The organism is Phaeobacter sp. 11ANDIMAR09 (assembly GCF_001294455.1).
Taxonomy (GTDB): Bacteria; Pseudomonadota; Alphaproteobacteria; order Rhodobacterales; family Rhodobacteraceae; genus Pseudophaeobacter.
The window spans coordinates 81,269-104,574 of the sequence record NZ_LIKT01000001.1; the positions used below are offsets into that span (position 1 = coordinate 81,269).

The 23,306-nt window shown below is 58.4% G+C and carries 23 protein-coding genes; 9 read left to right on the forward strand and 14 right to left on the reverse strand.

Annotation, left to right across the window (positions count from 1 at the left end; all coding sequences use genetic code 11):
- Positions 1-5: 5 nt before the first annotated feature.
- A complete protein-coding gene (locus tag AN476_RS00395; protein ID WP_054458439.1) occupies positions 6-443 on the reverse strand; it encodes a glyoxalase superfamily protein in 438 nt (145 codons plus the stop codon).
- 277 nt (positions 444-720) lie between these two features.
- On the opposite strand from AN476_RS00395, the gene AN476_RS00400 reads away from it, so the two are divergent.
- Positions 721-1,293 (forward strand): VOC family protein, encoded by a 573-nt coding sequence (locus AN476_RS00400; RefSeq protein ID WP_083464170.1) that lies wholly within the window; start codon positions 721-723, stop codon positions 1,291-1,293.
- A 108-nt stretch (positions 1,294-1,401) separates the two neighbouring features.
- Positions 1,402-2,250 carry an alpha-1,2-fucosyltransferase gene (locus tag AN476_RS00405; RefSeq protein WP_054458441.1) on the forward strand — a complete coding sequence of 283 codons (849 nt, stop codon included), beginning with the start codon at positions 1,402-1,404 and terminating at the stop codon, positions 2,248-2,250.
- Positions 2,251-2,272: 22 nt separating this feature from the next.
- On the opposite strand, the gene AN476_RS00410 is transcribed toward AN476_RS00405, so the two are convergent.
- Positions 2,273-2,926: an RluA family pseudouridine synthase gene (locus tag AN476_RS00410; RefSeq protein WP_054458444.1), complete on the reverse strand. Its 654-nt coding sequence runs from the start codon at positions 2,924-2,926 to the stop codon at positions 2,273-2,275.
- Between the two features lie 124 nt (positions 2,927-3,050).
- On the opposite strand from AN476_RS00410, the gene AN476_RS00415 reads away from it, so the two are divergent.
- Complete coding sequence (locus AN476_RS00415; protein ID WP_054458446.1) at positions 3,051-3,461, forward strand: nuclear transport factor 2 family protein; 411 nt, start codon at positions 3,051-3,053, stop codon at positions 3,459-3,461.
- 45 nt (positions 3,462-3,506) lie between these two features.
- Positions 3,507-4,232, forward strand: coding sequence for an SGNH/GDSL hydrolase family protein (locus AN476_RS00420; RefSeq protein WP_054458448.1), 726 nt, complete (start codon positions 3,507-3,509; stop codon positions 4,230-4,232).
- Here the strand turns inward: AN476_RS00420 and rarD are convergent.
- Positions 4,229-5,134 (reverse strand): EamA family transporter RarD, encoded by a 906-nt coding sequence (rarD, locus tag AN476_RS00425; RefSeq protein ID WP_054458450.1) that lies wholly within the window; start codon positions 5,132-5,134, stop codon positions 4,229-4,231. The two genes, AN476_RS00420 and rarD, sit on opposite strands and share 4 nt — an antisense overlap.
- Before the next feature lie 219 nt (positions 5,135-5,353).
- Between rarD and AN476_RS00430 the strand changes: the two genes are divergently transcribed.
- Entirely contained in the window at positions 5,354-6,487 is a 1,134-nt protein-coding gene (locus AN476_RS00430; protein ID WP_054458452.1) for a ferredoxin--NADP reductase, read from the forward strand.
- Positions 6,488-6,498: 11 nt separating this feature from the next.
- Here the strand turns inward: AN476_RS00430 and AN476_RS00435 are convergent, their stop codons facing one another.
- Positions 6,499-6,954 carry a MarR family winged helix-turn-helix transcriptional regulator gene (locus AN476_RS00435; protein WP_054458454.1) on the reverse strand — a complete coding sequence of 152 codons (456 nt, stop codon included), beginning with the start codon at positions 6,952-6,954 and terminating at the stop codon, positions 6,499-6,501.
- Between the two features lie 253 nt (positions 6,955-7,207).
- Positions 7,208-7,528, reverse strand: coding sequence for a monooxygenase (locus AN476_RS00440; protein ID WP_054458456.1), 321 nt, complete (start codon positions 7,526-7,528; stop codon positions 7,208-7,210).
- A gap of 117 nt (positions 7,529-7,645) precedes the next feature.
- Here AN476_RS00440 and AN476_RS00445 point away from each other — a divergent pair, with 117 nt between their 5' ends.
- Positions 7,646-8,539, forward strand: a complete 894-nt coding sequence (locus AN476_RS00445) for a LysR substrate-binding domain-containing protein (RefSeq protein WP_054458460.1) — start codon at positions 7,646-7,648, stop codon at positions 8,537-8,539.
- Between the two features lie 31 nt (positions 8,540-8,570).
- On the opposite strand, the gene gyrB is transcribed toward AN476_RS00445, so the two are convergent.
- From gyrB to mutM, 8 genes are all read right to left on the reverse strand, one after another.
- Positions 8,571-10,988 carry a DNA topoisomerase (ATP-hydrolyzing) subunit B gene (gyrB, locus tag AN476_RS00450; protein ID WP_054458463.1) on the reverse strand — a complete coding sequence of 806 codons (2,418 nt, stop codon included), beginning with the start codon at positions 10,986-10,988 and terminating at the stop codon, positions 8,571-8,573.
- Positions 10,989-11,132: 144 nt separating this feature from the next.
- Positions 11,133-11,753: a LysE family translocator gene (locus AN476_RS00455; protein WP_054458465.1), complete on the reverse strand. Its 621-nt coding sequence runs from the start codon at positions 11,751-11,753 to the stop codon at positions 11,133-11,135.
- 52 nt (positions 11,754-11,805) lie between these two features.
- A complete protein-coding gene (recF, locus tag AN476_RS00460) occupies positions 11,806-12,903 on the reverse strand; it encodes a DNA replication/repair protein RecF (protein WP_054458467.1) in 1,098 nt (365 codons plus the stop codon).
- A 123-nt stretch (positions 12,904-13,026) separates the two neighbouring features.
- The gene (gene dnaN, locus AN476_RS00465; RefSeq protein ID WP_054458879.1) at positions 13,027-14,148 is read right to left on the reverse strand and encodes a DNA polymerase III subunit beta; all 1,122 of its coding nucleotides are present in this window, start codon (positions 14,146-14,148) and stop codon (positions 13,027-13,029) included.
- A 305-nt stretch (positions 14,149-14,453) separates the two neighbouring features.
- The gene (gene dnaA / locus AN476_RS00470; protein ID WP_054458470.1) at positions 14,454-15,911 is read right to left on the reverse strand and encodes a chromosomal replication initiator protein DnaA; all 1,458 of its coding nucleotides are present in this window, start codon (positions 15,909-15,911) and stop codon (positions 14,454-14,456) included.
- Between the two features lie 563 nt (positions 15,912-16,474).
- Positions 16,475-16,738, reverse strand: a complete 264-nt coding sequence (gene rpsT / locus AN476_RS00475; protein WP_054458473.1) for a 30S ribosomal protein S20 — start codon at positions 16,736-16,738, stop codon at positions 16,475-16,477.
- A 247-nt stretch (positions 16,739-16,985) separates the two neighbouring features.
- Positions 16,986-17,762, reverse strand: a complete 777-nt coding sequence (locus AN476_RS00480) for an enoyl-CoA hydratase (RefSeq protein WP_054458475.1) — start codon at positions 17,760-17,762, stop codon at positions 16,986-16,988.
- A 63-nt stretch (positions 17,763-17,825) separates the two neighbouring features.
- Positions 17,826-18,677 (reverse strand): bifunctional DNA-formamidopyrimidine glycosylase/DNA-(apurinic or apyrimidinic site) lyase, encoded by an 852-nt coding sequence (gene mutM, locus AN476_RS00485; RefSeq protein WP_054458477.1) that lies wholly within the window; start codon positions 18,675-18,677, stop codon positions 17,826-17,828.
- Between the two features lie 97 nt (positions 18,678-18,774).
- Between mutM and ubiE the strand changes: the two genes are divergently transcribed.
- Positions 18,775-19,527 (forward strand): bifunctional demethylmenaquinone methyltransferase/2-methoxy-6-polyprenyl-1,4-benzoquinol methylase UbiE, encoded by a 753-nt coding sequence (gene ubiE, locus AN476_RS00490; RefSeq protein WP_054458881.1) that lies wholly within the window; start codon positions 18,775-18,777, stop codon positions 19,525-19,527.
- A gap of 3 nt (positions 19,528-19,530) precedes the next feature.
- Positions 19,531-21,057, forward strand: a complete 1,527-nt coding sequence (ubiB, locus tag AN476_RS00495; protein ID WP_054458479.1) for a 2-polyprenylphenol 6-hydroxylase — start codon at positions 19,531-19,533, stop codon at positions 21,055-21,057.
- 145 nt (positions 21,058-21,202) lie between these two features.
- Here the strand turns inward: ubiB and AN476_RS00500 are convergent, their stop codons facing one another.
- The gene (locus tag AN476_RS00500; RefSeq protein ID WP_054458481.1) at positions 21,203-22,378 is read right to left on the reverse strand and encodes an acetyl-CoA C-acyltransferase family protein; all 1,176 of its coding nucleotides are present in this window, start codon (positions 22,376-22,378) and stop codon (positions 21,203-21,205) included.
- A 122-nt stretch (positions 22,379-22,500) separates the two neighbouring features.
- Here AN476_RS00500 and AN476_RS00505 point away from each other — a divergent pair, with 122 nt between their 5' ends.
- Positions 22,501-23,067, forward strand: coding sequence for a helix-turn-helix domain-containing protein (locus AN476_RS00505; protein ID WP_054458483.1), 567 nt, complete (start codon positions 22,501-22,503; stop codon positions 23,065-23,067).
- Positions 23,068-23,306: the final 239 nt, after the last annotated feature.

The following is a 23,306-nucleotide window of genomic DNA, read 5'->3' on the forward strand; positions in this document are numbered from 1 at the left end:
GGCCCTCAAGCAGGCCCTTCCACAACCAGTTGTGGCACCCCATCCGAGGTTTTCTGTACAGAACAGCCATCCCAACCGATCACCCCTTTGACCCGCTGGCGCAGGCTGGAAAAACTCTCGAACTTCACAACATCGACCGGTGTGTCAAAATGGAGGGTGACTCGCCGGTTCTCCCCATCTCCCATCAAAGACAGGGTCCGCAGCTCGCCGGTAAAGGCCTGGCCCAGATAGCGCCCGCGCACCCGATCCCCGACCCGGAGCTGCAACCGGTTGCCGGCGCGCGCCTGCAGGGTGTTCCAGTCCCGCGCGCCATATTGCTGCGCCACCAATTCCAGGGATTTGGAATGGCTCACCTCGACATCGCTGCTGTACAGTTTTTGTCGCAGGCGCTTGGCCTGCATCTTCAACGCTTCCGTCGAAGGTAGATTAGAAAAATCAGTCATCTGTTTCTCGTCCCGATAAGGGCACGCAAATCACGATGGGAGCCGCATTGCCATCCAGCGCGCCAAAATCTGAGCGATAGATGTTGTCTTGATCTTATCCGGGTTTCACCATGGCCCTGATACCAGGGCTGCGGCAGGCAGGAGACCCAAACCTCTGGGTCTCGCTTACGGCAGTTCCCCCGATCCCGTCAAGCCTCAAGACCTGCAGAAACACCTCTTGACCTAAAGCCGGGTTGAGAAAGCACAGTGCCAGGACACCTCACTCAAAGGACGACAGATGACTGCGCATAACCTTCCAGGCCCGGACCAGAGCAAAGCCAGCACTCGCAACACAGCTCAGATCACCGGCCAAGTTTCGGACCAAATCACAGGCCAGATCACCGGCCAGATCACCGGGCTTTATGAAACCCATTTGCCCGTCGCCAATCTGGCCCGCTCCCGTGCCTTTTACCAGGATATCCTAGGCCTCCCATTGGCCCATGAGCTGCCCCAGCGACGGGTGGCATTTTACTGGGTGGGCAGTCCGGAAACCGCCATGCTCGGCCTTTGGGAGACAGGCAGCGCACCGCTAGGGATGCGTTTGCATTTTGCCTTTCGCATGGGGGAGGCCGATATTCACGCCCTTTGCGACCAACTGATCCAGCGGGGTATTCAGCCCCTGGGCCTGATCGGAGAAGACATCACCGAACCAACCGTCATCGGTTGGATGCCCGCCCTGTCAGTCTATTGCAAAGACCCCGACGGCCATTCCATCGAATTCATCGCCAAGCTGCCACAAGCGCCGGATCCAGAATTTCCCCACGGTCCCTACAGCAACTGGTGTCAACGCAGCGTGCCACTGGCAAAATAGTGTTTCGCGCGCGAAACACCGGGGGTGCCAGGCAACTGGTCATGGGCCCAAAAGCGTTCTATGCAGGGCGGGCTCCCTCTGTCCGGGAGATCTACACAGGACCCCATCATGATCACCACCCGCCTGCATGGCCGCCTCGGCAATCAGATGTTTCAATATGCCGCCGCCCGTGCGCTGGCCCATCGTCTGAACACCGGCGTGGTCCTGGACAGTCGCGGGGCCGAGCTGCGGGGTGAAGGCGTTTTGACCCGTGTCTTTGATCTCGACCTCTCCCCTGCCACCAATCTGCCACCGCTGAAACAGAAGGCACCGCTGCGCTATGCGCTCTGGCGGGGACTTGGGCTGGCACCCCGGTTTCTCCGCGAACGCGGGCTTGGGTATAACCCTAGCTTTGAAAGCTGGAGCGATGGCGGCTATCTGCATGGCTATTGGCAGAGCGAGAAATACTTTGCCGACATCACGGATCTGATCCGGGCTGATTTCACATTTCCCACCTTCAGCAATCACCAGAATGCCGAAATGGCGGCGCGGATCACCAAAGACAATGCCATTTCCCTGCATGTGCGGCGCGGTGACTATGTGGCGCTTGCTGCCCATGTGCTCTGTGATCAGGCCTATTATGAGGCCGCCCTCGCCCGCCTTCTCGAGGGGCTACCTGGCGCGGCCCCAACCGTCTATGTTTTCTCGGATGATCCTGACTGGGCCAAAGCCAATCTGCCGCTGCCCTGCGATAAAGTCGTTGTTGATTTCAACGGGCCAGAAACCGATTTTGAAGACATGCGCCTGATGAGCCTGTGCAAACACAATATCATCGGCAACAGCTCTTTTTCCTGGTGGGCCGCCTGGCTGAACAGCAACCCACAGAAACGCGTTGCAGGCCCCAGCAACTGGTTTGGCGACGCTAAGCTCAGCAATCCTGATATCCTGCCGCGCGATTGGCTCAAAATCGCAGGCTGATCCGGGTGCCGCCCGGCGCGATCTAGAAAGGTGCCTTGGCGCGAAACTTCATCGATTCCCCACTGTCGGGATGTTTGACCCGCAGCTCTTCGGAGTGCAGCATCATACGAGGAAAATCGCGCGCCGCACCGGTTGCATACAGCGGATCACCCAGGATCGCGTGCCCCAGCGCCATCATATGCACCCGAAGCTGATGCGTGCGCCCGGTCATTGGCGTCAAACGGACGCGGGTTTCCCCCTCGCCATACTTCACAACGCGGTATTCCGTGAGCGCGGGTTTACCGCTGTCTTGGCAGACCATCTGCCGGGGTCGATTGGGCCAGTCCACGATCAGCGGCAGATCGACTTCGCCCGCACGGGGCTCCAGACGTCCCGCCAAACGTGCCACATAGGCTTTGCGCGTGGTTCGTTTTTCAAACTGCATCGACAGGTTCCGTTGCGCATGGGGCGTCACCCCAAAGACCATCACCCCCGAGGTATCCCGATCCAGCCGATGCACCAACAGGGCCTCAGGAAAAGCAGCCTGCACCCGGCTCAGCAGGCAATCCGCCAGATGTTCCCCCCGACCGGGTACACTGAGCAACCCGGCCGGTTTGTTCACCACCAGGATTTGCGCGTCATGATGCAGAATCTCCAACGGGTCCTGCGGCGGGGTATAGTCACTTGAAACAGCCATGAGCCCCTGCCTACTGTGGCTTTTCCCCGGCGGCAAGTTCCCGCGACGTCGTGCTTGCTGTGATCAGGGAGGAAACGCAGAGTTCGGCCCAGAAATCATAAAAAAACGTCCAGGGAGAGAGACTATGCACCCAACCATTATCAACATGCAGGAAGTTGTTGCCAAAGGCGATGAAGAAGCCATTCTGGAACTGCTGGCCGAAGATGTGACCTTCCTACCCCCCACCTACTGGAAGACCTGGACGGGGCGTGAACCGGTGGCGGCAGTTCTGGGCCATGTTGGCAAGATTTTCTCGGAATTTCGCTATCGCCGCATCATGGGCGAGGGCAAGGATTGGGCGCTGGAATTCCAATGCAAGGTTGGCGATCTGGACACCGTTGGTGTTGATCTGATCACCCTCAATGACGCCGGCCTGATCCAGAATTTTGAGGTGGTCATGCGCCCCTATAAAACCGTTGGTGCCCTGCGCGACGCGATCAATGCGCGGGTAATGACCGATGCCCGTTTTCTGGAATTCCGCAAGGCTCTGAGCTGACCGCACGGCCCCACAGCAACCTTTCACTCGGACTGGCCCTGGCCCATGCTGGCACTTGATCAAATTTTGCGCCTGCCGCTGTTGCCCCTTCTTATGCTTCAGGGTCTGTCCGTGCGGCGGCAAGCGCTGATCCTGCCAGAGCCCGAGGGGCCCCGAAGGGGGCAACAGGGGGCCGGGTCAAGGCTGCGCCTGCTGATTGCAGGGGACAGCTCTGCTGCAGGTGTTGGAGTCGCGCAGCAATCTCAGGCGTTGAGCGGCCAACTGGTGGCGCATCTGGCACCCTGCTTTGATCTGCACTGGCAGCTGGAGGCCACAACAGGGCACAAAACCAGCGACACCATCGCGCAGCTTCAGGCCCTGCCACAGCAGCGTTTTGATGTGGTCGTCCTGGCGCTCGGCGTCAATGACGTGACCGCGGGCACCTCGCGCAGGCAGTTTGCGAGACAACAGGACCAGCTGATGCGGATTCTAAAGGACCGGTTTGCTCCTGGGCTGATATTGATTAGCGGCGTGCCGCAGATGCAGCTGTTCCCTGCTCTGCCACAGCCGCTGGCCTGGGTCCTGGGCCGCCAGTCGGCGCGGCTTGATTCTGTCCTGCGCGCGCAGGCCGAAGAGCACAGCGCCATGGTGCACCTGCCTTTTGAGCTGCCGCATGATGCCGCACTGGTCGCACAGGATGGCTATCACCCTAGCGCCCGCGCCTATTGCATCTGGGCGGGCGTGTTATCCGAACGGATCACCCAGGCCTATAGCAGCAAGGAGTCTGCCTAGACCGCGGATTTAGCGCCGGTCCGCAACTGCCGGATCAGGGGGATGGAATAGATTACCAGCGCCGCCCAGATCATTGGGAAGGCAATCATCCGGGCGCGGCCGAACTCTTCCCCAAAAACAAAGACCGCGATCAGAAAGATCATTGTTGGCGCAATATATTGCAGGATCCCGATGGTGGAGAGCCGCAAAAGTTTAGCGCCATTGGCGTAGACAATCAGCGGCACCGCCGTCACCACCCCACATCCCATCAGCAGCCAGATATCGGCGCCTTGAAAATGGGTTCCGCCATTGGCCGACAGATAGGCCAGATAGCCCAGGGCTGGTGGTGTCAGGATCAGAACTTCGAGCATGAATCCCTGATTGGGGCCTACGGGCAGCTGTTTTTTGAAAAATGCATAAAACCCCCAGCTCAAGGTCAAGGCAATCGCCACCCAGGGCAGCCGCCCGGCCTCGATCGTCAGCACCACCACCGCAGCCGCAGCCAAAGCGATGGCCAGCAACTGCGTGCGGTTCAGGCGTTCTTTTAGCAGTACAGCCCCCAGGGCAATACTGAACAGCGGGTTGATGTAATAGCCCAGAGCCGCGTCCAGGGCATGTCCCGAGGCAATCGACCAGACATAGATCCCCCAGTTCACCGAAATCAGTGCTGCCGTCACACAGGCCATGCCCAGGGTGCGCGGGCTTTTAAGCGCGGCCCGCAGATCCTTGGTTCGCCCCAATAGGATCAAAAGCACCCCCGCCACGGGCACCGACCAAAGCACCCGATGCGCGACCACTTCCGCCGCCGGAATATGTGCGACCAATTTCATGTAGAGCGGCAGGAACCCCCAGAGAACATAGGCCGAAATGGCAAAAGCCAGCCCCTGTGGGGTATCGGTATTCTCTTGCGTTAACTGGGTCATCTTGGCGCTCCTCTGACGCGCCTTTATGGCAGCTCAGACAAAAAGGAGAAGCACAGTTTCTGTTAGATGGGCATCACCAATGGTGATGCATCGCAGCGGGGCTGCCCCGGAGGGCCACGCGCCCTCTGCCTTTTGACTTATCGAATCAAGTTGTTAAATAGCTTGCTATGATATATTGAATAGCTCGCTATTCAAATGAAATCGAAACGGAGACCCGCCATGAAAGCCCGTGTTCACGCCATCGCCGGCGCCCTCGGCCTACTGATGATCCTCACGTTTTGGCTGTCGACCCTCCTCTCCGAGATCTTCGGCTCTGCTGAAACGGTCGCCACGGTCAAAGGAGCGGTTCTTTGGGGGATGTTTATTCTGATCCCAGCCATGGTGATCGTGGGCGCCTCAGGCACTTCGCTGGGCAAGACACGCAGTGGCGCGCTTGTTTCGGCCAAGAAGAAGCGCATGCCTTTCATCGCAGCCAATGGTTTGTTGATCCTTGTTCCTATGGCCTTCATTCTCGAAAACAAGGCTGCCGCCGGTGCTTTTGACACTCTGTTCTACCTGCTGCAGGGCATCGAGCTGATTGCTGGCGCAACAAACCTGACCCTCATGGGGCTGAACATGCGGGATGGCATCCGGCTGAGGGGCAAAGCGCAGTTGGGAGCAAGTGCCAAGGTGACGGCCAGCGAAATACTGGCAGAGAACACCCTGGCGCTTCACCTGACCAAGCCCGCAGATTTCTCCCACAGGCCCGGGCAATGGCTGCGCCTAACCCTGCCCACAACTGGCGAGTCCCGCATTCTGTCGATTGTCAGCGCCCCGCATGAGCCTGTTTTGACCCTGGCAACCCGCATTAGCGACAGTACCTTCAAACGCGCGCTCATGAAGCTTTCAGCAGGCGCGGAACTCGGCATCACTCAAGCAAGCGGTCATTTTACCCTGCAGGAAGATGTCAGCCGCCCGGCGGTCTTTATTGCCGGAGGTATTGGCATCACGCCCTTCATGTCGATGATCCGAACTGCTGCCAAAACAGCTTCGGTTCAGAAGATCATTCTGTTCTACGCCAATCGCACTGCCAGCTCGGCAGCCTTTCTGAGCGAGTTGCAAGACCTGGCAAATACAAACCCAAGTTTCGACCTGGTCGCCACCCTGACAGCGCCAAAGGATGACACCACGGCTGGGACTGGCGAAACAGGCAAAGTGGACCACGAGATGCTCATGCGTCACCTGCCAGATCTCGCCGCGCCAATATACTACTGCGTCGGCCCCACTGCGATGGTCAGGGCTACAAGGCAGACATTGCTCGCGGCAGGGATCTGCGAAGCCGACATGGTCTTTGAAACATTCACTGGCTACTGAATCGACCTATGTCATTGGAAATCCTGGGGGTGTGTGACGCTGTTTTGCATGGTGCGAATAACACGCTGCATCAAACCGATGAACAGATCTCGCTCCGCTGCCGTGAGATCTGCCAGCCCCATTTCATTGACATCCGTCGCCGCAGCATAGGCCGTTTCCCGAATGGAATGCGCCTTTTCAGTTAGGCAGATGATCTTGGCGCGTCCATCACTGGGGTGGGCCTTGCGACTAATCAGCCCGTCGCGCTCCATCCGGTTGAGCGTATTGGCCATGGTCGCCTGTTCAATGGCAAGTTGTTCAACCAGCTGACGCTGGGTCTGCCCGTCCTGTTGCCACAGCGCCAGCAGGGCCGGAAACTGCCCCGGCGTGATGCCCATAGGCTCGATCTGATTGCGCAGGCCCTCAAAGAACAGCCGGGCCATGTGGTTGACGAGAAAACCCGCCGAAGTGCTGTGATCAAATGTCATGCAGCCTGTCTAGGATTACATAGCAAGGAGTGCAATATCAGGGCGCGGTCTGAACCTGTGGACGACCGGCCAAATTGCCATGTTTTGCAATCAACTGGATTTAGGCACACTGGTTTCTTTCGCCTAGAGTGGGAAACTGCGACTTCCCGGCAAAAAGTCTGGCCGCGCGATCTTTGCAGTTTAGAGAATGGCGCGGTCGAATTGCCGCTTGCTCCCACGCGCCAAGACGCAGGAGCAGCGCCAAGAATTTGGATCAGGTTGGCGTGCCAATCGGGGCCTTGTTGATCACACTCAGATCTTCCATGATATCAAAGATATAGTCGGTGATCTCAGTGACCCCAAATGCCTCTAGCCTCTTCATGTGCATCTCTTTGTAGGTTTCCAGCGCTTCAAGATCGCTGAAAAGATAGGTCGAGCCAAAACGGTCCGTACCGCTTTCGTGGGTCCAGATTTTCCAGATGACTCCTGGCTGCTGTGCGATGCTCTCTGCCAGTTGCTTCATGCCCGCTGCCGCTTCTTCGGTCATCGGGCCGGTAACACGCATATGAAGATCCCAGATTTTCTTGGTGCTCATTGCTTTGTCCTTTCGCTCCAAATTTCATGTCAGATTGATCACTGCATTGGACTCTAGAACTGGAAATTTGATAGGTATATTCGATCTATTTGATCATCCTGATAGGAAAATCGAACAATGCGTCATGGCAAGCTGAATGATCTGACCATTTTTGTTGAAGTCGCCCGCGCGGGCGGGTTTCGCGCGGCTGCAGCGAAACTGAAAATGGGAGCCGGTTCGGTCAGTGAGGCCATTCAGCGGTTTGAAGATCGTCTTGGGCTGCGCCTCATCGAGCGCACCACAAGGGCTATCTCACTCACCAAAGCAGGCGAAACGCTTTACCGGCGCAGCCTGCCTGCGATCAACGAGTTAGATGCCGCCCTTGGAGATATTCACGACCTCGGAGCTGGGGTGGGCGGCACGCTGCGCCTGAGTGCTCCGACTGGCGCAGGCAGCCTGTTTCTCGACGCGTTGATTGCAGATTTTGCCAAGGCGCATCCGACCTTGGCGATTGAGTTGATTTATGATGAGAAAAAGATCGACCTTGTGACCAGCGGCGTTGACGCGGCAATCCGAACGGAAACACTGCTTGACCCGGATACCTATGCCATCCCGATTGGCCCGCGCCATAAAATGGCGGTCGTTGCGTCGCCCCAGTATCTGGCAAAGACCCCATCTGTAAAATCGCCGCGGGACATCGCATATCACGACGGGGTTTGCTTTGCTTTTGGTAGCTCCGAGACCTTGGCCCCCTGGGTTTTTCGCACAGGGGACGGGCCCCTCACAGTCATGCCCTCACCGAGGATCATTTCTAACAGCGTGACCTCGGTGTTGAACCATGCCCAAGCGGGCCTTGGCTTGGCCTATGTGTTCTCTGCTGCCGCCAGACCTGCTATCGCGAGCGGCCATCTAATTGAGGTGCTTCCTGAAAGCACCGAAGCGCTTCCCAGGTTTTCGCTCAACTATCTGTCAAAAAGAAACATACCCGCGCGCCTCAAAGCCTTCCTCGGCTATGTAAGGACTCTAAGGTAGTTGGCATGTTTCCATAGCTGCCCAAATTAGCCTAGAAATCCAGGTTTTCGACGCTCAGAGCATTCTTCTGTATGAACTCACGCCGCGGTTCGACCACATCGCCCATCAGCTTGGTAAAGAGGTCATCCGCCCCCACCACGTCATCAACGCGGACCTGCAACAGGGTGCGGGCATCCGGGTCCAGCGTGGTTTCCCACAGCTGATCAGGGTTCATCTCGCCCAGGCCTTTGTAGCGCTGCAGCGAAAGGCCTTTTTCGCCCTCGTCCATGATCGCCTTCAACAGATCAAGCGGACCATGGATTGCCTGAACACGATCTCGCCGAATCAATTGCCCAGTGGTGCTGTAAATCTCCTGCAAGCTTTTGGTAAAGCTGCCGGTTTTGCGGGCTTCACCAGAACGCAGCATCGGGCCGTCCAGCGTGCGAACCTCTTCGACACCGCGCAGAATACGCGCCAGGCGAATGCCGTGATCCTGGGTGATACGGCCCTGCCAGCCCTTTTCATATTCCAGCGCAATAAGGTCGAGCCGCGTTGCAACACGATCCGCAACCCCCTGCAGATCGGCATCAACGGCACCGGGCACAAAGGCACCAGCCACGGCGGCCTGTTCCAGAATATGGCGCGGATAATGGGTCGGGAAAGCGTCCAGAACCCGCTTTAGCTGACGGGCTTCTTCGACCACGCGGGTAAGGTCATGCCCCACCAGCTCTTCGCCGTTACCCAGCTTCAGCACCGCCCCTTCGACGCCCTGGTGGATCAGATAGTCATCCAACGCCGCCTGATCTTTGAGGTAGACCTCGGATTTACCGCGCGCAACTTTGTACAGCGGTGGCTGGGCAATATAGAGGTAGCCACCTTCGATCAGCTCCGGCATCTGACGATAGAAGAAGGTTAGAAGCAGGGTCCGGATATGGGCGCCGTCAACATCCGCATCGGTCATGATGACGATCTTGTGGTAGCGCAGCTTTTCGATGTTGAATTCATCGCGGCCAATACCGGTGCCCAGTGCCATAACCAGGTTGCCAATCTCCTGGCTGCCCAGCATGCGGTCAAACCGGGCCCGTTCCACGTTCAGGATCTTACCCCGCAGCGGCAGGATCGCCTGGGTTTGACGATCACGGCCAGTCTGGGCGGAGCCACCAGCTGAATCCCCCTCCACCAGGAAGACTTCGGTCTTGGAGGGGTCTTTCTCAGAGCAATCCTTGAGCTTACCGGCCAGGAAGTTCACATCCATCGCTGTCTTGCGGCGGGTCAGCTCGCGCGCCTTGCGGGCCGCTTCGCGGGCCAGAGCGGCCTCGACAATCTTGCCGACAATCTGTTTCGCCTGATTGGGGTTTTCCTCGAACCATTCCGCCAGCTTTTCGTTGACCAGGCTTTCCACCACCGGGCGCACCTCAGAGGAGACCAGCTTGTCTTTAGTCTGAGAGGAGAATTTTGGATCCGGCACTTTGACCGACAAGACGCAGGTCAGGCCTTCGCGGGCGTCATCGCCGGTAAAAGAGACCTTCTCTTTCTTGGCAATCCCGCTGGACTGGGCGTAGTTGTTGATGGTCCGGGTCAGCGCGCCACGAAAGCCCGCCAGATGGGTGCCGCCGTCACGCTGGGGGATGTTGTTGGTAAAGGGCAACACCGATTCATGGTAGCTGTCGTTCCACCACATCGCCACTTCAACGCCGATGTCGTCCTTTTCGCCAGTGATATAGACCGGGGCATCCATCACCGGGGATTTTGACCGGTCCAGATATTTCACGAATTCCTTGACGCCGCCCTCATAGAACAGCTCGGTTTCCAGACGCTCTGCCGGGCGTTCATCCGCCAGGATGATTTTGACGCCTGAGTTCAGGAAGGCCAGCTCACGCAAGCGTTTCTCCAGGGTTTCAAACGAATACTCCAGGTTTGAAAACGTATCCGTCGAGGCCATAAAACGCACTTCGGTGCCGGTCTGGTCGCCACATTCGCCAACCACTTTCAGGTGCTCGGCGGTATCGCCACGTTCAAAGCGCGCTACATGCTCTTTGCCTTCACGCCAGATCCGCAGTTCCAGCCAATCAGACAGGGCATTCACAACCGAGACACCCACGCCGTGCAGACCGCCTGACACCTTGTAGGAGTTGCTGTCAAATTTACCGCCCGCATGCAGCTGGGTCATGATGACCTCGGCCGCCGAGACGCCTTCTTCCTCGTGGATGCCGACCGGAATTCCGCGCCCGTTGTCATAGACAGAAACCGAACTGTCGGCGTGAATTGTCACCCGAACATGGTCGGCGTGATTGGCCAGGGCCTCGTCGATGCCGTTGTCCACCACCTCATAGACCATGTGGTGCAGACCAGAGCCGTCATCGGTATCACCGATATACATGCCAGGACGTTTGCGAACTGCCTCCAACCCTTTGAGAACCTTAATGGAATCGGCACCATATTCGGCTGGGTTCTGTTCGTTCTCAGACATTCGCGACTTCCTGTTTTAACTTTCAGATTTTATACGCAACTTGGCCCCGAATGTCACCCACAGCGGGGCTTTTTCTTAGCCGGAAACCGCGCAGCGCTCCCCGGCCCCTGCACCGCTTCAAATCAGGGAAAACCTCAGGAAAAATCAGGTAAAGGGCAGCAGCAGACCCACACCGATCAGCAGGGCACCCGAGGTAAGATTGAGCCGCCGCAAAGCCTGTGGCGAGGCCATCACCGCACGCAGGGAATGCACCATTGCCGCCATCGCCAGATTACCCAGGAGCGGCACCGCAAAAGACAGGCAAATGATCACCGCAACATCAGCCCAACCCAGTGCCCCAAGATCAAAAAAGCCGGGCAACAGCCCCATATAGAACAGGATCGCCTTGGGGTTGCCCATGATCACCGCCACCCCCGCCACAAATCCAGCCCAGGCGCCAGGCCGGGTCAGCGCCCGGTTCTCGGCCAGTTTTTGCCCCGCATTGCGGATCACCAGAACGCCCATGGTCACAAACATTAGGCAGGCGGTCCAACGCAGCATCAGCATCACTTCGCTCAGGCTGGAAGCCAGCCAGGACATACCGCCAATCGCGACCAGCGGCCAGATCAGATCACCAACAGCCACCCCCACCGCCAGAGGCCAGGCCGCCTGAAATCCACCGGATACCGCCCGCGCCATCAGCGCCAGCCAAACCGGTCCTGGCGTCAGAAACAGCACAAACAGGCCCCCCGCATAGAGCACCAGATCCCAAACCGAGAGGCTCATGCCCCCCACCGCCGCAGGATCAGCCGGCAGCGGGCATCACGGGCAGTTTCTCTCACGCGCTTCCCTCCGAGGACACGCCACCCACCTCATCCACCTTCAACAGCTGGGCACGCCCTGAAAGTTCCGCAAAGAGCTCCGCCCCCGTGCCCGTCATCCAGGCCTGCGCCCTAAGTGCACAGATTTCATCATATAGGGCCGCCCGACGCCCCGCATCCAGATGGGCCGCGACTTCGTCCAACAGCAAAATCGGCGGTGCCCCCTCGCTGGCAGCCAGGGCCCGCGCATTGGCCAGAACCAGCGAAACCAAAAGCGCCTTTTGCTCTCCGGTGGAGCAGTCCTTTGCGGCGACCCCCTTGCGCGCATAGGTGCCAATCAGATCACTTCGGTGCGGCCCGATCAGGCTCCGTCCCACCGCCATGTCCCGAACCCGCCCCTCCGCCAGGGCCTGCACCAAATCCGCTTCGCTCCCCGGCATCTCGCCCTCGGATTGAACCAGCTGCAGCTGCGCGGTGGGAAAGGCGGTCTCCGCACTCTCCTGCGCCTCAGTCAATCGCTGCACGGCACTGCACCGCGCACCATGGATACGATGGCCCGCCGCCGCCATCTGCGCCTCGACCACCCGATACCAAGCCGCATCGCGTATCTGCTCTTTCAACAAACGATTGCGCTCGCGCATGGCCTTTTCATAGGTCAGCGTCGCCTCGGCATGGCCCGGGTCAAAGCTGAGGGCGATCCGGTCCAGAAACCGCCGCCGCCCCTCGGCCGCCTCGACCCAAAGCCGATCCATCACTGGCACCAGCCAAACCACCCGGCAGATCTGCCCCAGAGCAATCTGATTGGAGGCCTTGTTGTCGATCCGCACCTGGCGGGCGGCGCCTTCCTCGGACCAGGTCTCAATCTCATAGGCCTGATCCGGTGCCTGCAACACTGCCTTTAGCTTCCAGCCCAGACCTTCGGGGCGGCGCACCATATCGGCGGCACTGGCCCGCCGCAGACCGCGTCCCGGAGAAAACAGCGACACAGCTTCCAAGATATTGGTCTTGCCGGCACCGTTGTTGCCATGGATCGCCACCGGGCGCCCATCCAGATGCAATTCCGCCCGCAGATGCGAGCGAAAATGCGACAATGTCAAAGAGGTCAAGGCCAGCATGGGGTCCGTTCCGGCATCATCTTTCCCCAAATATTCCCGCCGGAGGCAAGCTCGCCAGACGGCTTTGCCGCCGAGAGAGAGGCTGGGGCGCTAGCCCCATACAGAGCTGATTTGTCTTGACCCTCAAACTCGCATCGGCATGACGACATAAACGGCGCTCTCGTCGCTGCCTTCGCGCATCAGGGTCGGGTCACCCGAGGAATTGAACATAAAGACCGCGTTTTCACGATCCACCTGATTGGCGATCTCCAACAGATATTTGGCGTTAAAACCAATCTCCAGGCGCTCATCCGCATAGGCAACTGCCAGCTCTTCTTCGGCGGCACCGCTGTCGGGCGCATTGACCGAAAGGGTCAGCCGATCCTCTTCCAGCTGAAGCTTAACCGCCCGCGAACGCTCGGAAGACACAGTGGCAACCCGATCCACCGCGCGGGCGAATTCATCTGCATCCACCTCCAGCCGACGGGTGTTTCCTGTGGGGATCACCCGGGTGTAATCGGGGAAGGTGCCATCAATAACCTTGGAGGTCAGGGTGATATTTGGCGTTGCAAACCGCACCTTGGTTTCTGAGACCGAAACGGCAATATCCATTTCATCATCATCCAGAAGCTTGCGCAGCTCTCCCACGGTTTTGCGCGGCACAATGACGCCGGGCATATCTTCGGCGCCCATGGGTAATGGTGCATCGATCCGCGCCAGCCGGTGCCCATCAGTGGCCACACAGCGCAGCACCTTGCCGCCCTCAACCGCATCCGAAACATGCATATAGACGCCGTTCAGATAGTAGCGGGTCTCTTCGGTGGAGATGGCGAATTTGGACTTGTCGAACAGCCGCCGCAGCATGGCGGCATTGGCGGTGAAATTCGAATGATACTCCGAGCTGGCCATGACCGGAAAATCTTCGCGTGGCAGTGTCGCGAGGGAGAAGTTCGACCGCCCCGCCTCGACCGTCAGGCGACCAGTTGCAGCATCCGCCGTCAAGGTCACCAGAGCGCCATCGGGTAGTTTGCGCACAATTTCATGCAGCGTGGTCGCAGCAACGGTGGTGGCACCGGCGCGTTCCACCTGGGCGGGCGCCTTGTCGACAACTTCGATATCCAGATCGGTGGCGCGGAACTGGGCCACATCGCCTTCCGCTTCGATCAGGACATTGGCCAGAATAGGAATGGTATTGCGGCGCTCGACCACTGATTGAGCCTGCGCAACCGCCTTCAGGAGTGTACCGCGTTCGATGCTGATCTTCATGTCGCTTTCCTCTTCGTCGCGCCGTTCTGTCATACCTGTTTCACCGCTGCCATGGGCTGCCGCCCAGGGTATGGCTGCGCAATGGTCGGGACAGGCAAAGTAGCGGTTTGCCCCTCATGCACAAGGCTTTTTATTGAGTTTTCCAAGGGAATCTCAGCAGCGTCAAGAGGCGAGATCCCGCAACCGCCTGAAAGCCCAGCAATCGTTGCGGTGGAACCAGAAACCGCCATTCGACAACAATCACCAAACGGAAAACGGCCCCGGAACCCCGGAGCCGCCTGTTTGTCCTGCAGATTGTCGACCGATCAGGATTCGAGCGACCGGCGCAACATTTCCACATCTTCAGCGATCTGCCCGTCGGTTGATTTCAGCTCTTCAATCCGACGCACCCCATGCATGACGGTGGTATGGTCACGGCCCCCAAAACGGCGGCCAATCTCTGGCAGGCTGCGACTGGTGAGCTTTTTGCACAGATACATCGCCACCTGACGCGGACGCGCATAGGAGCGCAGACGTTTGGGGCCAATAATATCCGACATCCGGATGTTGTAATACTCTGACACCTTGCGCTGGATCTCTTCGACGGTGATCTTGCGCTCAGAGGCGCGCAGAACATCCGCCAGACAGTCCTGGGTCAGGTCCATGTCGATTTCACGGCCCACCAAAGAGGCAAAGGCAAACAGCCGGGTCAGCGCACCTTCAAGCACGCGCACGTTGGTCGAAATCCGATGCGCCAGGAATTCAAGCACCCCATCAGCGATCTCCAGATCGGGATAGGTTTTTTGCTGCAATTGAACCTTGGTCTGCAAAATGCCCAGACGCAGCTCATAGTCCGTGGGATGCAGATCCACCACCAGGCCGCATTGCAGGCGGGATTTGACGCGATCTTCCAGATCCTTGATCTCGCCAGGGGCGCGGTCGGCCGAGATGATGATCTGTTTGTTCTGATCTACCAGCGCGTTGAAGGTATGGAAGAATTCTTCCTGAGTTGAATCCTTGCCGGCGATAAATTGCACGTCATCCACCATCAGCACGTCAACCGAGCGGAACAGATGCTTAAAGTCCATCATCTTGCGTTCGCGCAGGGCCTGCACAAAGCGATACATGAATTGTTCTGCCGACAGGTACAGTACGTTCAGATTAGGATTCTGAGCGGAAATCTCCCAGGCAATCGCATGCATCAGGTGGGTTTTACCCAGTCCGACACCGCCATAGAGCACCAGCGGATTGAAAGTCACCGGACCACCTTCTGCCACGCGACGCGCCGCAGCATGGGCCAGCTCGTTGGGTTTTCCGACAACAAAATTGTCAAAGGTGAAACGCGGGTCCAGCGGCGCCGTCTGCAGGCTGTCCAGCGGCGCAGATGCCGTGGCCTTGCTGGACAAAGAACTGCCCGCATGCGCTGCAGCCACAGGCTCCTGAGTGCCATAGTCGCGACCAGCCTCTGCAAAACCCGAATCCTGCATCTCGGCAAATGGCTCGGCTGGCTGTTCGACCTGGCGCACTGGACGTGCGGGCGAATTGGCAGCAACCCGAAAGGCGAGACGTTGGACCGACTCACCAGAGAGGGTCAGCTCATGCAGAATCAGATCCGAAAAGTTCTGACTGACATAATTGCCCATAAAATTGGTCGGCACGTGGAACACCGCGACCCCGTCGTCAACTGAATTGAACTCCAGCGGTTCAATCCAAGTCGTAAAATTATTTTGGCCGACAGTCTTCAAAAGCCGTGTTCTGAGCTGTCCCCATTTTTCTTCCGTCATGCTGCGCCTCGTGCATCCCCAAAAACAAGCAGCGGCCTGTTTATCTTTCGCCTATCATTTCTTCGCGCCCCTCTCAGAGCGGCTTTTCACCCATAGCTTCTGTGTTTACGGACAGGGGTTATCCTGACCGCACTCCCTTTCGGGGCAACGGATCGTCCAACAAAAGTCACCAGAACACGGCGGCTTTAACCTGAAACGAAAACCCGTTTCTGCACACAAATGAGACAAGGCCGCTGATTGGAAAGTCCAATGCAGCAGGACGCAGAATCAAAAGCAGGCAACCTAGCCTGTTATGACCTCCTGCGCTTTCGACAACCTTGATGCCCGTCAAAGTTACCTTGAGCAGCCTGTCCCCCCAGCGAGTGAATCGCTGTATATGTGGTAGCAATTTGCGAGGGGCAGCGGCAATGAAACTCTGTTGTTGACTCCTGCTTTGCCCAGAAAGAATCTCTCGCAGCTGCAGCAGGCGCCACTGAGATAAGGACAAAAGGAAAAGGCGCCGCAAAAATGCGACGCCTTCACTTTTTTCAACTTCTTGCTTGCAAGAAATTCCCGGCCGAGAATCAACCCAGCGCTTTGACTCGTGCGGTCAGGCGGGAGACTTTCCGCGAAGCGGTGTTCTTGTGATAGACGCCTTTGGTCACGCCACGCATCAGTTCAGGAGCGGCAAGGCGCAGAGCTGCGGTTGCATCTTCTTTGTTGCCGGCTTCGATGGCTTCTTCAACTTTACGCAGGAAGGTGCGGATGCGCGAACGACGGGCTTTGTTTACTGCAAAACGCTTTTCGTTCTGACGAGCGCGTTTTTTTGCTTGGGGGCTATTTGCCATGTCTCTGTGACCTTATCTTCGGGTTCGTTGTGTATATCGGCGCAAGCCAGCCAAACCCGGATCGGATCTCGGAGTGATTCTAGCCAAGCGGGCTGCACGCGCATGTATGGCGGCGGTCTATATAGGCTGAACCGCCAGGATGCAAGGGGGTGGCCAGAGCCTTTCCTTGAAACAGAAAGCGGCGCACCATCGGACCGCCGCTTTCCTGAATGTTCTGTGCCCCAGGCGTCAGCCCAGGCCAGATCTATTACTTGTCGCGGAACTGCGCTTCGCGCTTTTCAAGGAAAGCCGCCATGCCCTCTTTCTGATCCTCGGTTGCAAACATCGAATGGAACACCCGACGTTCAAACAGGATGCCGTCATTCAGGCTCATCTCATAGCTCTGGTTGACGGTTTCCTTCACAGCCAGGGCCGTGAGCTGGGATTTCTCAGCGATCTTTTGCGCCGCCCCCATGGCTTCTTCGATCAGCTTCTTGGCAGGCACCACCCGCGACACCAGACCAGCGCGCTCGGCTTCTTCGGCATTCATAAAGCGACCGGTGAGATTCATATCCATGGATTTAGATTTGCCCACAAATCGGGTCAGGCGCTGGGTGCCGCCAATACCGGCCACCACGCCCAGATTGATCTCGGGCTGGCCAAATTTGGCGGTTTCCGCCGCGATAATGAAATCGCAAAGCATCGCCAGCTCGCAGCCACCGCCCAGCGCATAACCGGCCACAGCCGCGATGATCGGCTTGCGGATGGCAATGATGCGATCATTGACCTGCGCAAAGAGGTTGTTGGTGTAGACATCCGTAAAGCTCATCTCCGACATCTCTTTGATGTCAGCGCCAGCGGCAAAGGCCTTCTCCGAACCGGTCAGCACGATGCAGCGCACCTTGTCGCTGGCGTCGGCTTCTTCAAGGGCAGTGCACAGCTCGCTCACAAGCTCTGCGTTGAGTGCGTTCAACGCCTCGGGGCGATGCAGTTTGATGAGGCAAACGTGGTCCTGCACATCGACGTTGATCGTCTCATAGGCCATAGATATCGCTTTCATTGTTCCGTTCAGAACCGAGTCATTACCACGACAAACATCGCATTCAAGCTATCTTTGGCACTTGCCACAGTAGAAAGAGGATCGCCCGGACTGGGTGATTCTCGCAATAGTGCCGTCGCAGCCCTCACGGCGACAAGGTTCTCCCTCGCGCCCATACGTATCAAAGCTGTGCTGAAAATATCCAAGTTCACCATTGGCTTGTCGGAAATCCTTGAGCGAAGAACCGCCCGCCAGAATCGCATCCTCCAGCACCTTTCGAATGATCGGAACCAGGGCGGAAACCCGCGCTGCTGACAGTTGCCCCGCCTTGCGTTTTGGTGAAATGCCGGCACGAAAAAGCGCCTCGCAAACGTAGATATTGCCGAGGCCGGCGATGATTCCCTGATCCAGAAGCGCCGATTTCACCGGTGAATTCTTACCCTTGAAGGCAGCAATCAGGTGGTCTTCATGAAAGTCATTGCCCAGCGGTTCCGGCCCCAGAACCTTTAGCAGCTTATGCTCCGCCAACCCGGCGGTTTTGATCAAATCCATGGCACCAAAGCGGCGCGGATCGTTAAATGTCACTCGCGCGCCATTCTCCATGTCAAAGACCACATGGTCATGTTTCTCCGCCTGCGGATGTTCATGCACAAATTGCCCCAGGGGATCGCCCGAAACCGTCATCCGCCCCGACATGCCCAGGTGCACCAGCAGCGTCTCACCCCGGTCCAACTCTGCCAGGATATACTTTGAGCGGCGCCGCAGTGCCGTCACACGCGCGCCCGTCAGCCGCTCCGCCATGCGCTCCGGGAAGGGCCAGCGCAGATCAGGCCGGTTCACCTGCGCCTGTGCAATCACTGCGCCCTCCATCGAGGGCTGCAATCCCCGCATCACGGTCTCGACCTCGGGCAGTTCAGGCATTACAGGACTCCTCACATGACAGTGACATATGGGCCGCATTGTGCCTGCCCTCCAAGGCCCTATAAGTGGGGCGATCATCAAAAAACGGCAAGTCCCCATGGCAGACAGATCAGACAGCACCACCCATTTTGGTTTTGAAACCGTCCCCGAGCATGAAAAAGCAGGCCGGGTTCAGGGCGTGTTCAATTCCGTGGCCTCCAAATATGACATCATGAATGACGTGATGAGCATGGGGATTCACCGGGTCTGGAAAGACGCAATGATGGACTGGCTGGCGCCACGCCCCGGTCAACGCTTGCTGGATGTGGCCGGTGGGACGGGCGATATCTCTTTTCGGTTCCTCAAGCGCGCCGGCCACGGCCATTCCACCGTGCTGGATCTGACCGCGCCAATGCTGGAGGAAGGCCGCAAACGGGCCGAGGCTGAGCAGATGGCTGAGAGCCTGGATTGGGTCACCGGCGATGCCATGGCCCTGCCCTTCAAGGACAATACATTCGACGTCTACACTATCTCCTTTGGCATCCGGAACGTCACCCGCCCACAAGAAGCCCTGAACGAGGCCTATCGCGTGCTGAAACCCGGTGGCCGCCTGATGGTGCTGGAGTTCTCGCAGCTGCCCAATGACGGCATGCAGAAACTCTATGATCTCTACAGTTTCAACGTGATCCCACGTATGGGAAAACTCATTGCCGATGACTACGACAGCTACCAGTATCTGGTGGAATCGATCCGCAACTTCCCCGATCAGGACACCTTCTTGGAGATGGTAAAAACCGCAGGCTTTGCCAATGCCAAATACCGCAACCTCTCGCTGGGGATCGCGGCGCTGCATTCCGGCTGGAAAATCTAAATAATGCGTGGTCCCCATAATATCATCCGCCTGATCCGCACCGGTGCCACCATGGTGCGCACTGGCGCCATGAATGTGGTGTTGGATGCATTTGACGCCCCGGCCCCCTTGCGCGCTCTGGCCTATACCCTGGGCTGGCCCTTTCAGTGGCTGGGCTACAAGGGCGACCCTGATATGCCCCCCGCCACCCGGGCGCTGACGGCGCTGGGGCCCGCCTATATCAAATTCGGTCAGGTGCTCTCGACCCGCCCCGATGTGGTGGGCGAGGATATGGCACAGCAGCTGCGGGTGTTGCAGGATCAGCTGCCCCCCTTCTCCCGCGCCGAAGCCATGGCCGAGGTTGAGCGCGAGCTGGGTCGCCCGGTCTCCGAGCTCTTCTCCGAGTTCAGCGAGCCCATCGCCGCGGCCTCCATCGCCCAGGTGCATCGGGCCCGGCTGGCGGAAACCGGCGAAGACGTCGCGGTCAAGGTCCTGCGCCCTGGCATTGAACGCGCCTTCAACAAAGATGTTGATGCCTTCTATTTCGCTGCCCGCATTGTTGATCTCTTTGCCCCTGGCGCCCGCCGTCTACGTCCCATGGATGTGATCGAACATTTTGACGGTGTGGTGCAGGGCGAACTGGACCTGCGTCTCGAAAGCGCCGCAGCTTCGGAGTTTGCTGCCAATACCACAGGAGATGCCGGCTTCCAGCTGCCGCAAATTCGCTGGGAGCTCTCGGCCCGCCGGGTGATGACAATGGGCTGGGCTGATGGCACCGCCATTGGTGACAACGCCGCACTGGACGCCGCAGGCCATGATCGCCGCATCCTAGGCGAACGGGTGCTGTCGCTCTTTCTCAATCATGCCCTGCGCGACGGGTATTTCCACGCTGACATGCATCAGGGCAATATGAAGGTCGCCGCAAACGGCGATATCATTGCCTATGATTTTGGCATCATGGGCCATATCGACGAATACACACGTCGCGTCTATGCCGAGATCCTCTTTGGCTTCATCAAGCGCGATTACAAACGCGTCGCCGAGGTGCATTTTGAGGCTGGCTATGTCCCTGCCGACCGCGATGTCGATGAATTTGCCCGCGCCATCCGTGCTGTAGGCGAGCCGATCTTTGGCATGGATGCCAGCCATATCTCGATGGGCAACCTCTTGAACTACCTCTTTGAAGTCACCGAACGTTTTGGCATGGAAACCCGCACCGAGCTGATCCTGCTGCAACGCACCATGGTGGTGGTCGAAGGCGTCGCCCGCTCACTGGACCCAAAGATCAACATCTGGGAAGTCGCCCATCCGGTGGTTGAGGACTACATCAAGAAGAGCATCGGCCCCCGCGCCGTGGCCTCGGACCTGCTGCAAACCGCCAAGGTTCTGGCCCGCTTTGGCCCGCGCCTGCCTGCGCTGATGGAACAGGCGCTGATCGCCCAGTCGCAGCCCCCATCCAGTGATAAGACCCCACTGGGACGCCGAAGCGCTGCCCTCTTGGGCGCTGTGGCCGGAGCCCTGGCAACACTCTTGTTGGTCCAGATCTTCTGACAAACACAAAAGGGGGCCGTCAAACACCGCCCCCTATATCATCTTTCCATAAATATTCTGGGGTGAATGGCCCAAAGGGCCAGAGGGGCAACGCCCCTCTTTTATCGAACGCTTTGGGGCAAAGCCCCTCCCCTACCCCCTGTCTTCAGAGACGCTCAATCGCCAGGGCGATACCCTGGCCACCCCCAATACACATGGTGATCAACCCGCGCTTGCCGCCGATGCGCTCCAGTTCATACAGCGCCTTCAGCGTAATGATCGCACCAGTGGCGCCCACCGGATGGCCCAGCGCAATTGCGCCGCCATTGGGATTCACCTTGGCCGGATCCAGACCCAGCTCCTTGTTCACCGCCAGCGCCTGTGAAGCAAAGGCCTCGTTGCTTTCGACCACGTCGAAATCGCTCGCCTTGAGCCCGGTCTTGGCCAAGAGGTTCTGCACCGCGGGCACCGGACCAATACCCATGACCTCTGGCCGAACACCCGCATGGGCATAGCCCAGCACCCGTGCCTTGGGCTTTAGACCGGCCTTCTCCGCCGCCTCGGCCCGCGCCATCACCAGGGCGGCCGCCCCATCATTGATGCCGCTGGCATTGCCCGCAGTGACCCGTCCGTCTTTCTTGAAAACAGCCCGCAGACCACCCAGCGCCTCCATCGAGGTGCCCTTGGGGTGCTCATCCACTTCAAAAGGCACCATGTCGCGTTTGACCTTCACCTCGACGGGTGTGATCTGGCTTTTGAAGTAACCCGCCTCGATCGCTGCTGCCGCTCGGGTCTGGCTGGCCAGGGCAAATTCATCCATCTGTTCGCGGGTGATCTCGTGCTCATCCGCCACGTTTTCCGCTGTCACCCCCATATGACCCGTGCCAAAGGGACAGTTCAGCGCGCCCAGCATCATGTCCAGCGATTTAACATCGCCCATCTTGGCGCCCCAGCGCTGCTGCTGCATGATGAAGGGGCTGCGCGACATGTTCTCGGCACCACCGGTCAGCGCATAATCCGCATCCCCCAGCATCAGCGTCTGAATGCCCGACACCAGCGCCTGGGCCCCAGACCCACAGAGCCGGTTCACATTCATCGCGGGGGTCCCATGTGGCACACCGGCCTGCATCGCCGCCACGCGGGACAGATACATGTCGCGCGGCTCGGTGTTGATCACATGACCAAAGACCACATGACCAATCTGCTCCGGGTCAACACCGGAACGCTCCATCGCGGCCTTAGAGGCCACAGTCGCCAGATCGATAGGGGCAGTATTGGCCAAGGCGCCACCAAAGGTGCCAATTGCGGTGCGGGCACCGTCCAGAATGACGATATCAGTCATGATCTCTCTCCTCATGAGTCAGTTGCCCGTATTATGCAGCTGCAGCATCTCCCTGTCTGCCCCCGCGCCCTTGGGACGTCCCGTCATTGACAAATTGTCCCATAACACGCAGGACATCTGTTATGACGGAAAACACAGACGAAATCCTGACATTGCTCCCCGCCCGCCTGAAAGAGGCGCGCCGTGCCCAGGGGCTCAGCCTCGAGGCGGTGGCCAATCTCTCCGGCGTCAGCCGCTCAATGGTGAGCCAGATTGAACGCGGTGAAAGCTCTCCGACCATTGCCACCCTGTGGAACCTCACCCGCGCACTGCAGGTGGATTTTGCCGGTTTGCTAGAGGCTGGCGACATGCAGGACCGGATCGAGGTTCTGCGCGCCGTCGATGTGCCCAAGATCGAGAACATCGGTGAAGGCTGCCGCATCCGCATCCTGTCGCCACCAGAAGAGGCCGGCGGGCACGAGGTCTATGACATCCGGTTCGACAAAGGCGGTTCCCTGACCAGCCAGCCCCATACCCGCGGTGCCATGGAACAGCTGACGGTGCTGGAAGGCGAGATCGAGGTCACCTCTGGTAGTGCCAGGGATCATCTGCAAGCCGGCGATACCGCCCGCTATGCTGCCGACGTGAGCCATGCAATCACCGCGCCGGGTGGGGCGGCACGGGTGTTTTTGATTGTGAAGAATGCCTGAGATCAACTGAGATTAGGGCCGCGCCCGTCCCGGAGGGCGTTGCAAACAATGGTTTTGGCCAAGACTTTGCCAATATCGAAGCTTCAGTAAAACTGGCTAGGGGGCAAATGCGCCCTCCCCACGGGAGGGCGCTTCCCTCCGAGCTCCAATTCCACCTTCACGGATTTTTTTCCGAGATAGTGAAATCTCCTATTTGGGAATTCTATCCGTTATGATAGATACGATTCCACGGATAAGGA

Coding starts and splice junctions, on each gene's coding strand:
- mutM (WP_054458477.1), bottom strand. CDS start 18,677: ATGCCTGAACTGCCCGAGGTCGAGACCGTGATGCGGGGATTGCAGCCC.
- AN476_RS00440 (WP_054458456.1), bottom strand. CDS start 7,528: ATGAGCACCAAGAAAATCTGGGATCTTCATATGCGTGTTACCGGCCCG.
- rpsT (WP_054458473.1), bottom strand. CDS start 16,738: ATGGCAAATAGCCCCCAAGCAAAAAAACGCGCTCGTCAGAACGAAAAG.
- ubiB (WP_054458479.1), top strand. CDS start 19,531: ATGCGTGGTCCCCATAATATCATCCGCCTGATCCGCACCGGTGCCACC.
- AN476_RS00405 (WP_054458441.1), top strand. CDS start 1,402: ATGATCACCACCCGCCTGCATGGCCGCCTCGGCAATCAGATGTTTCAA.
- AN476_RS00400 (WP_083464170.1), top strand. CDS start 721: ATGACTGCGCATAACCTTCCAGGCCCGGACCAGAGCAAAGCCAGCACT.
- AN476_RS00435 (WP_054458454.1), bottom strand. CDS start 6,954: ATGACATTTGATCACAGCACTTCGGCGGGTTTTCTCGTCAACCACATG.
- AN476_RS00445 (WP_054458460.1), top strand. CDS start 7,646: ATGCGTCATGGCAAGCTGAATGATCTGACCATTTTTGTTGAAGTCGCC.
- AN476_RS00415 (WP_054458446.1), top strand. CDS start 3,051: ATGCACCCAACCATTATCAACATGCAGGAAGTTGTTGCCAAAGGCGAT.
- AN476_RS00395 (WP_054458439.1), bottom strand. CDS start 443: ATGACTGATTTTTCTAATCTACCTTCGACGGAAGCGTTGAAGATGCAG.
- ubiE (WP_054458881.1), top strand. CDS start 18,775: ATGGCAGACAGATCAGACAGCACCACCCATTTTGGTTTTGAAACCGTC.
- dnaN (WP_054458879.1), bottom strand. CDS start 14,148: ATGAAGATCAGCATCGAACGCGGTACACTCCTGAAGGCGGTTGCGCAG.
- AN476_RS00420 (WP_054458448.1), top strand. CDS start 3,507: ATGCTGGCACTTGATCAAATTTTGCGCCTGCCGCTGTTGCCCCTTCTT.
- AN476_RS00480 (WP_054458475.1), bottom strand. CDS start 17,762: ATGGCCTATGAGACGATCAACGTCGATGTGCAGGACCACGTTTGCCTC.
- AN476_RS00505 (WP_054458483.1), top strand. CDS start 22,501: ATGACGGAAAACACAGACGAAATCCTGACATTGCTCCCCGCCCGCCTG.
- AN476_RS00430 (WP_054458452.1), top strand. CDS start 5,354: ATGAAAGCCCGTGTTCACGCCATCGCCGGCGCCCTCGGCCTACTGATG.
- dnaA (WP_054458470.1), bottom strand. CDS start 15,911: ATGACGGAAGAAAAATGGGGACAGCTCAGAACACGGCTTTTGAAGACT.
- recF (WP_054458467.1), bottom strand. CDS start 12,903: ATGCTGGCCTTGACCTCTTTGACATTGTCGCATTTTCGCTCGCATCTG.
- AN476_RS00410 (WP_054458444.1), bottom strand. CDS start 2,926: ATGGCTGTTTCAAGTGACTATACCCCGCCGCAGGACCCGTTGGAGATT.
- gyrB (WP_054458463.1), bottom strand. CDS start 10,988: ATGTCTGAGAACGAACAGAACCCAGCCGAATATGGTGCCGATTCCATT.
- AN476_RS00500 (WP_054458481.1), bottom strand. CDS start 22,378: ATGACTGATATCGTCATTCTGGACGGTGCCCGCACCGCAATTGGCACC.
- rarD (WP_054458450.1), bottom strand. CDS start 5,134: ATGACCCAGTTAACGCAAGAGAATACCGATACCCCACAGGGGCTGGCT.
- AN476_RS00455 (WP_054458465.1), bottom strand. CDS start 11,753: ATGAGCCTCTCGGTTTGGGATCTGGTGCTCTATGCGGGGGGCCTGTTT.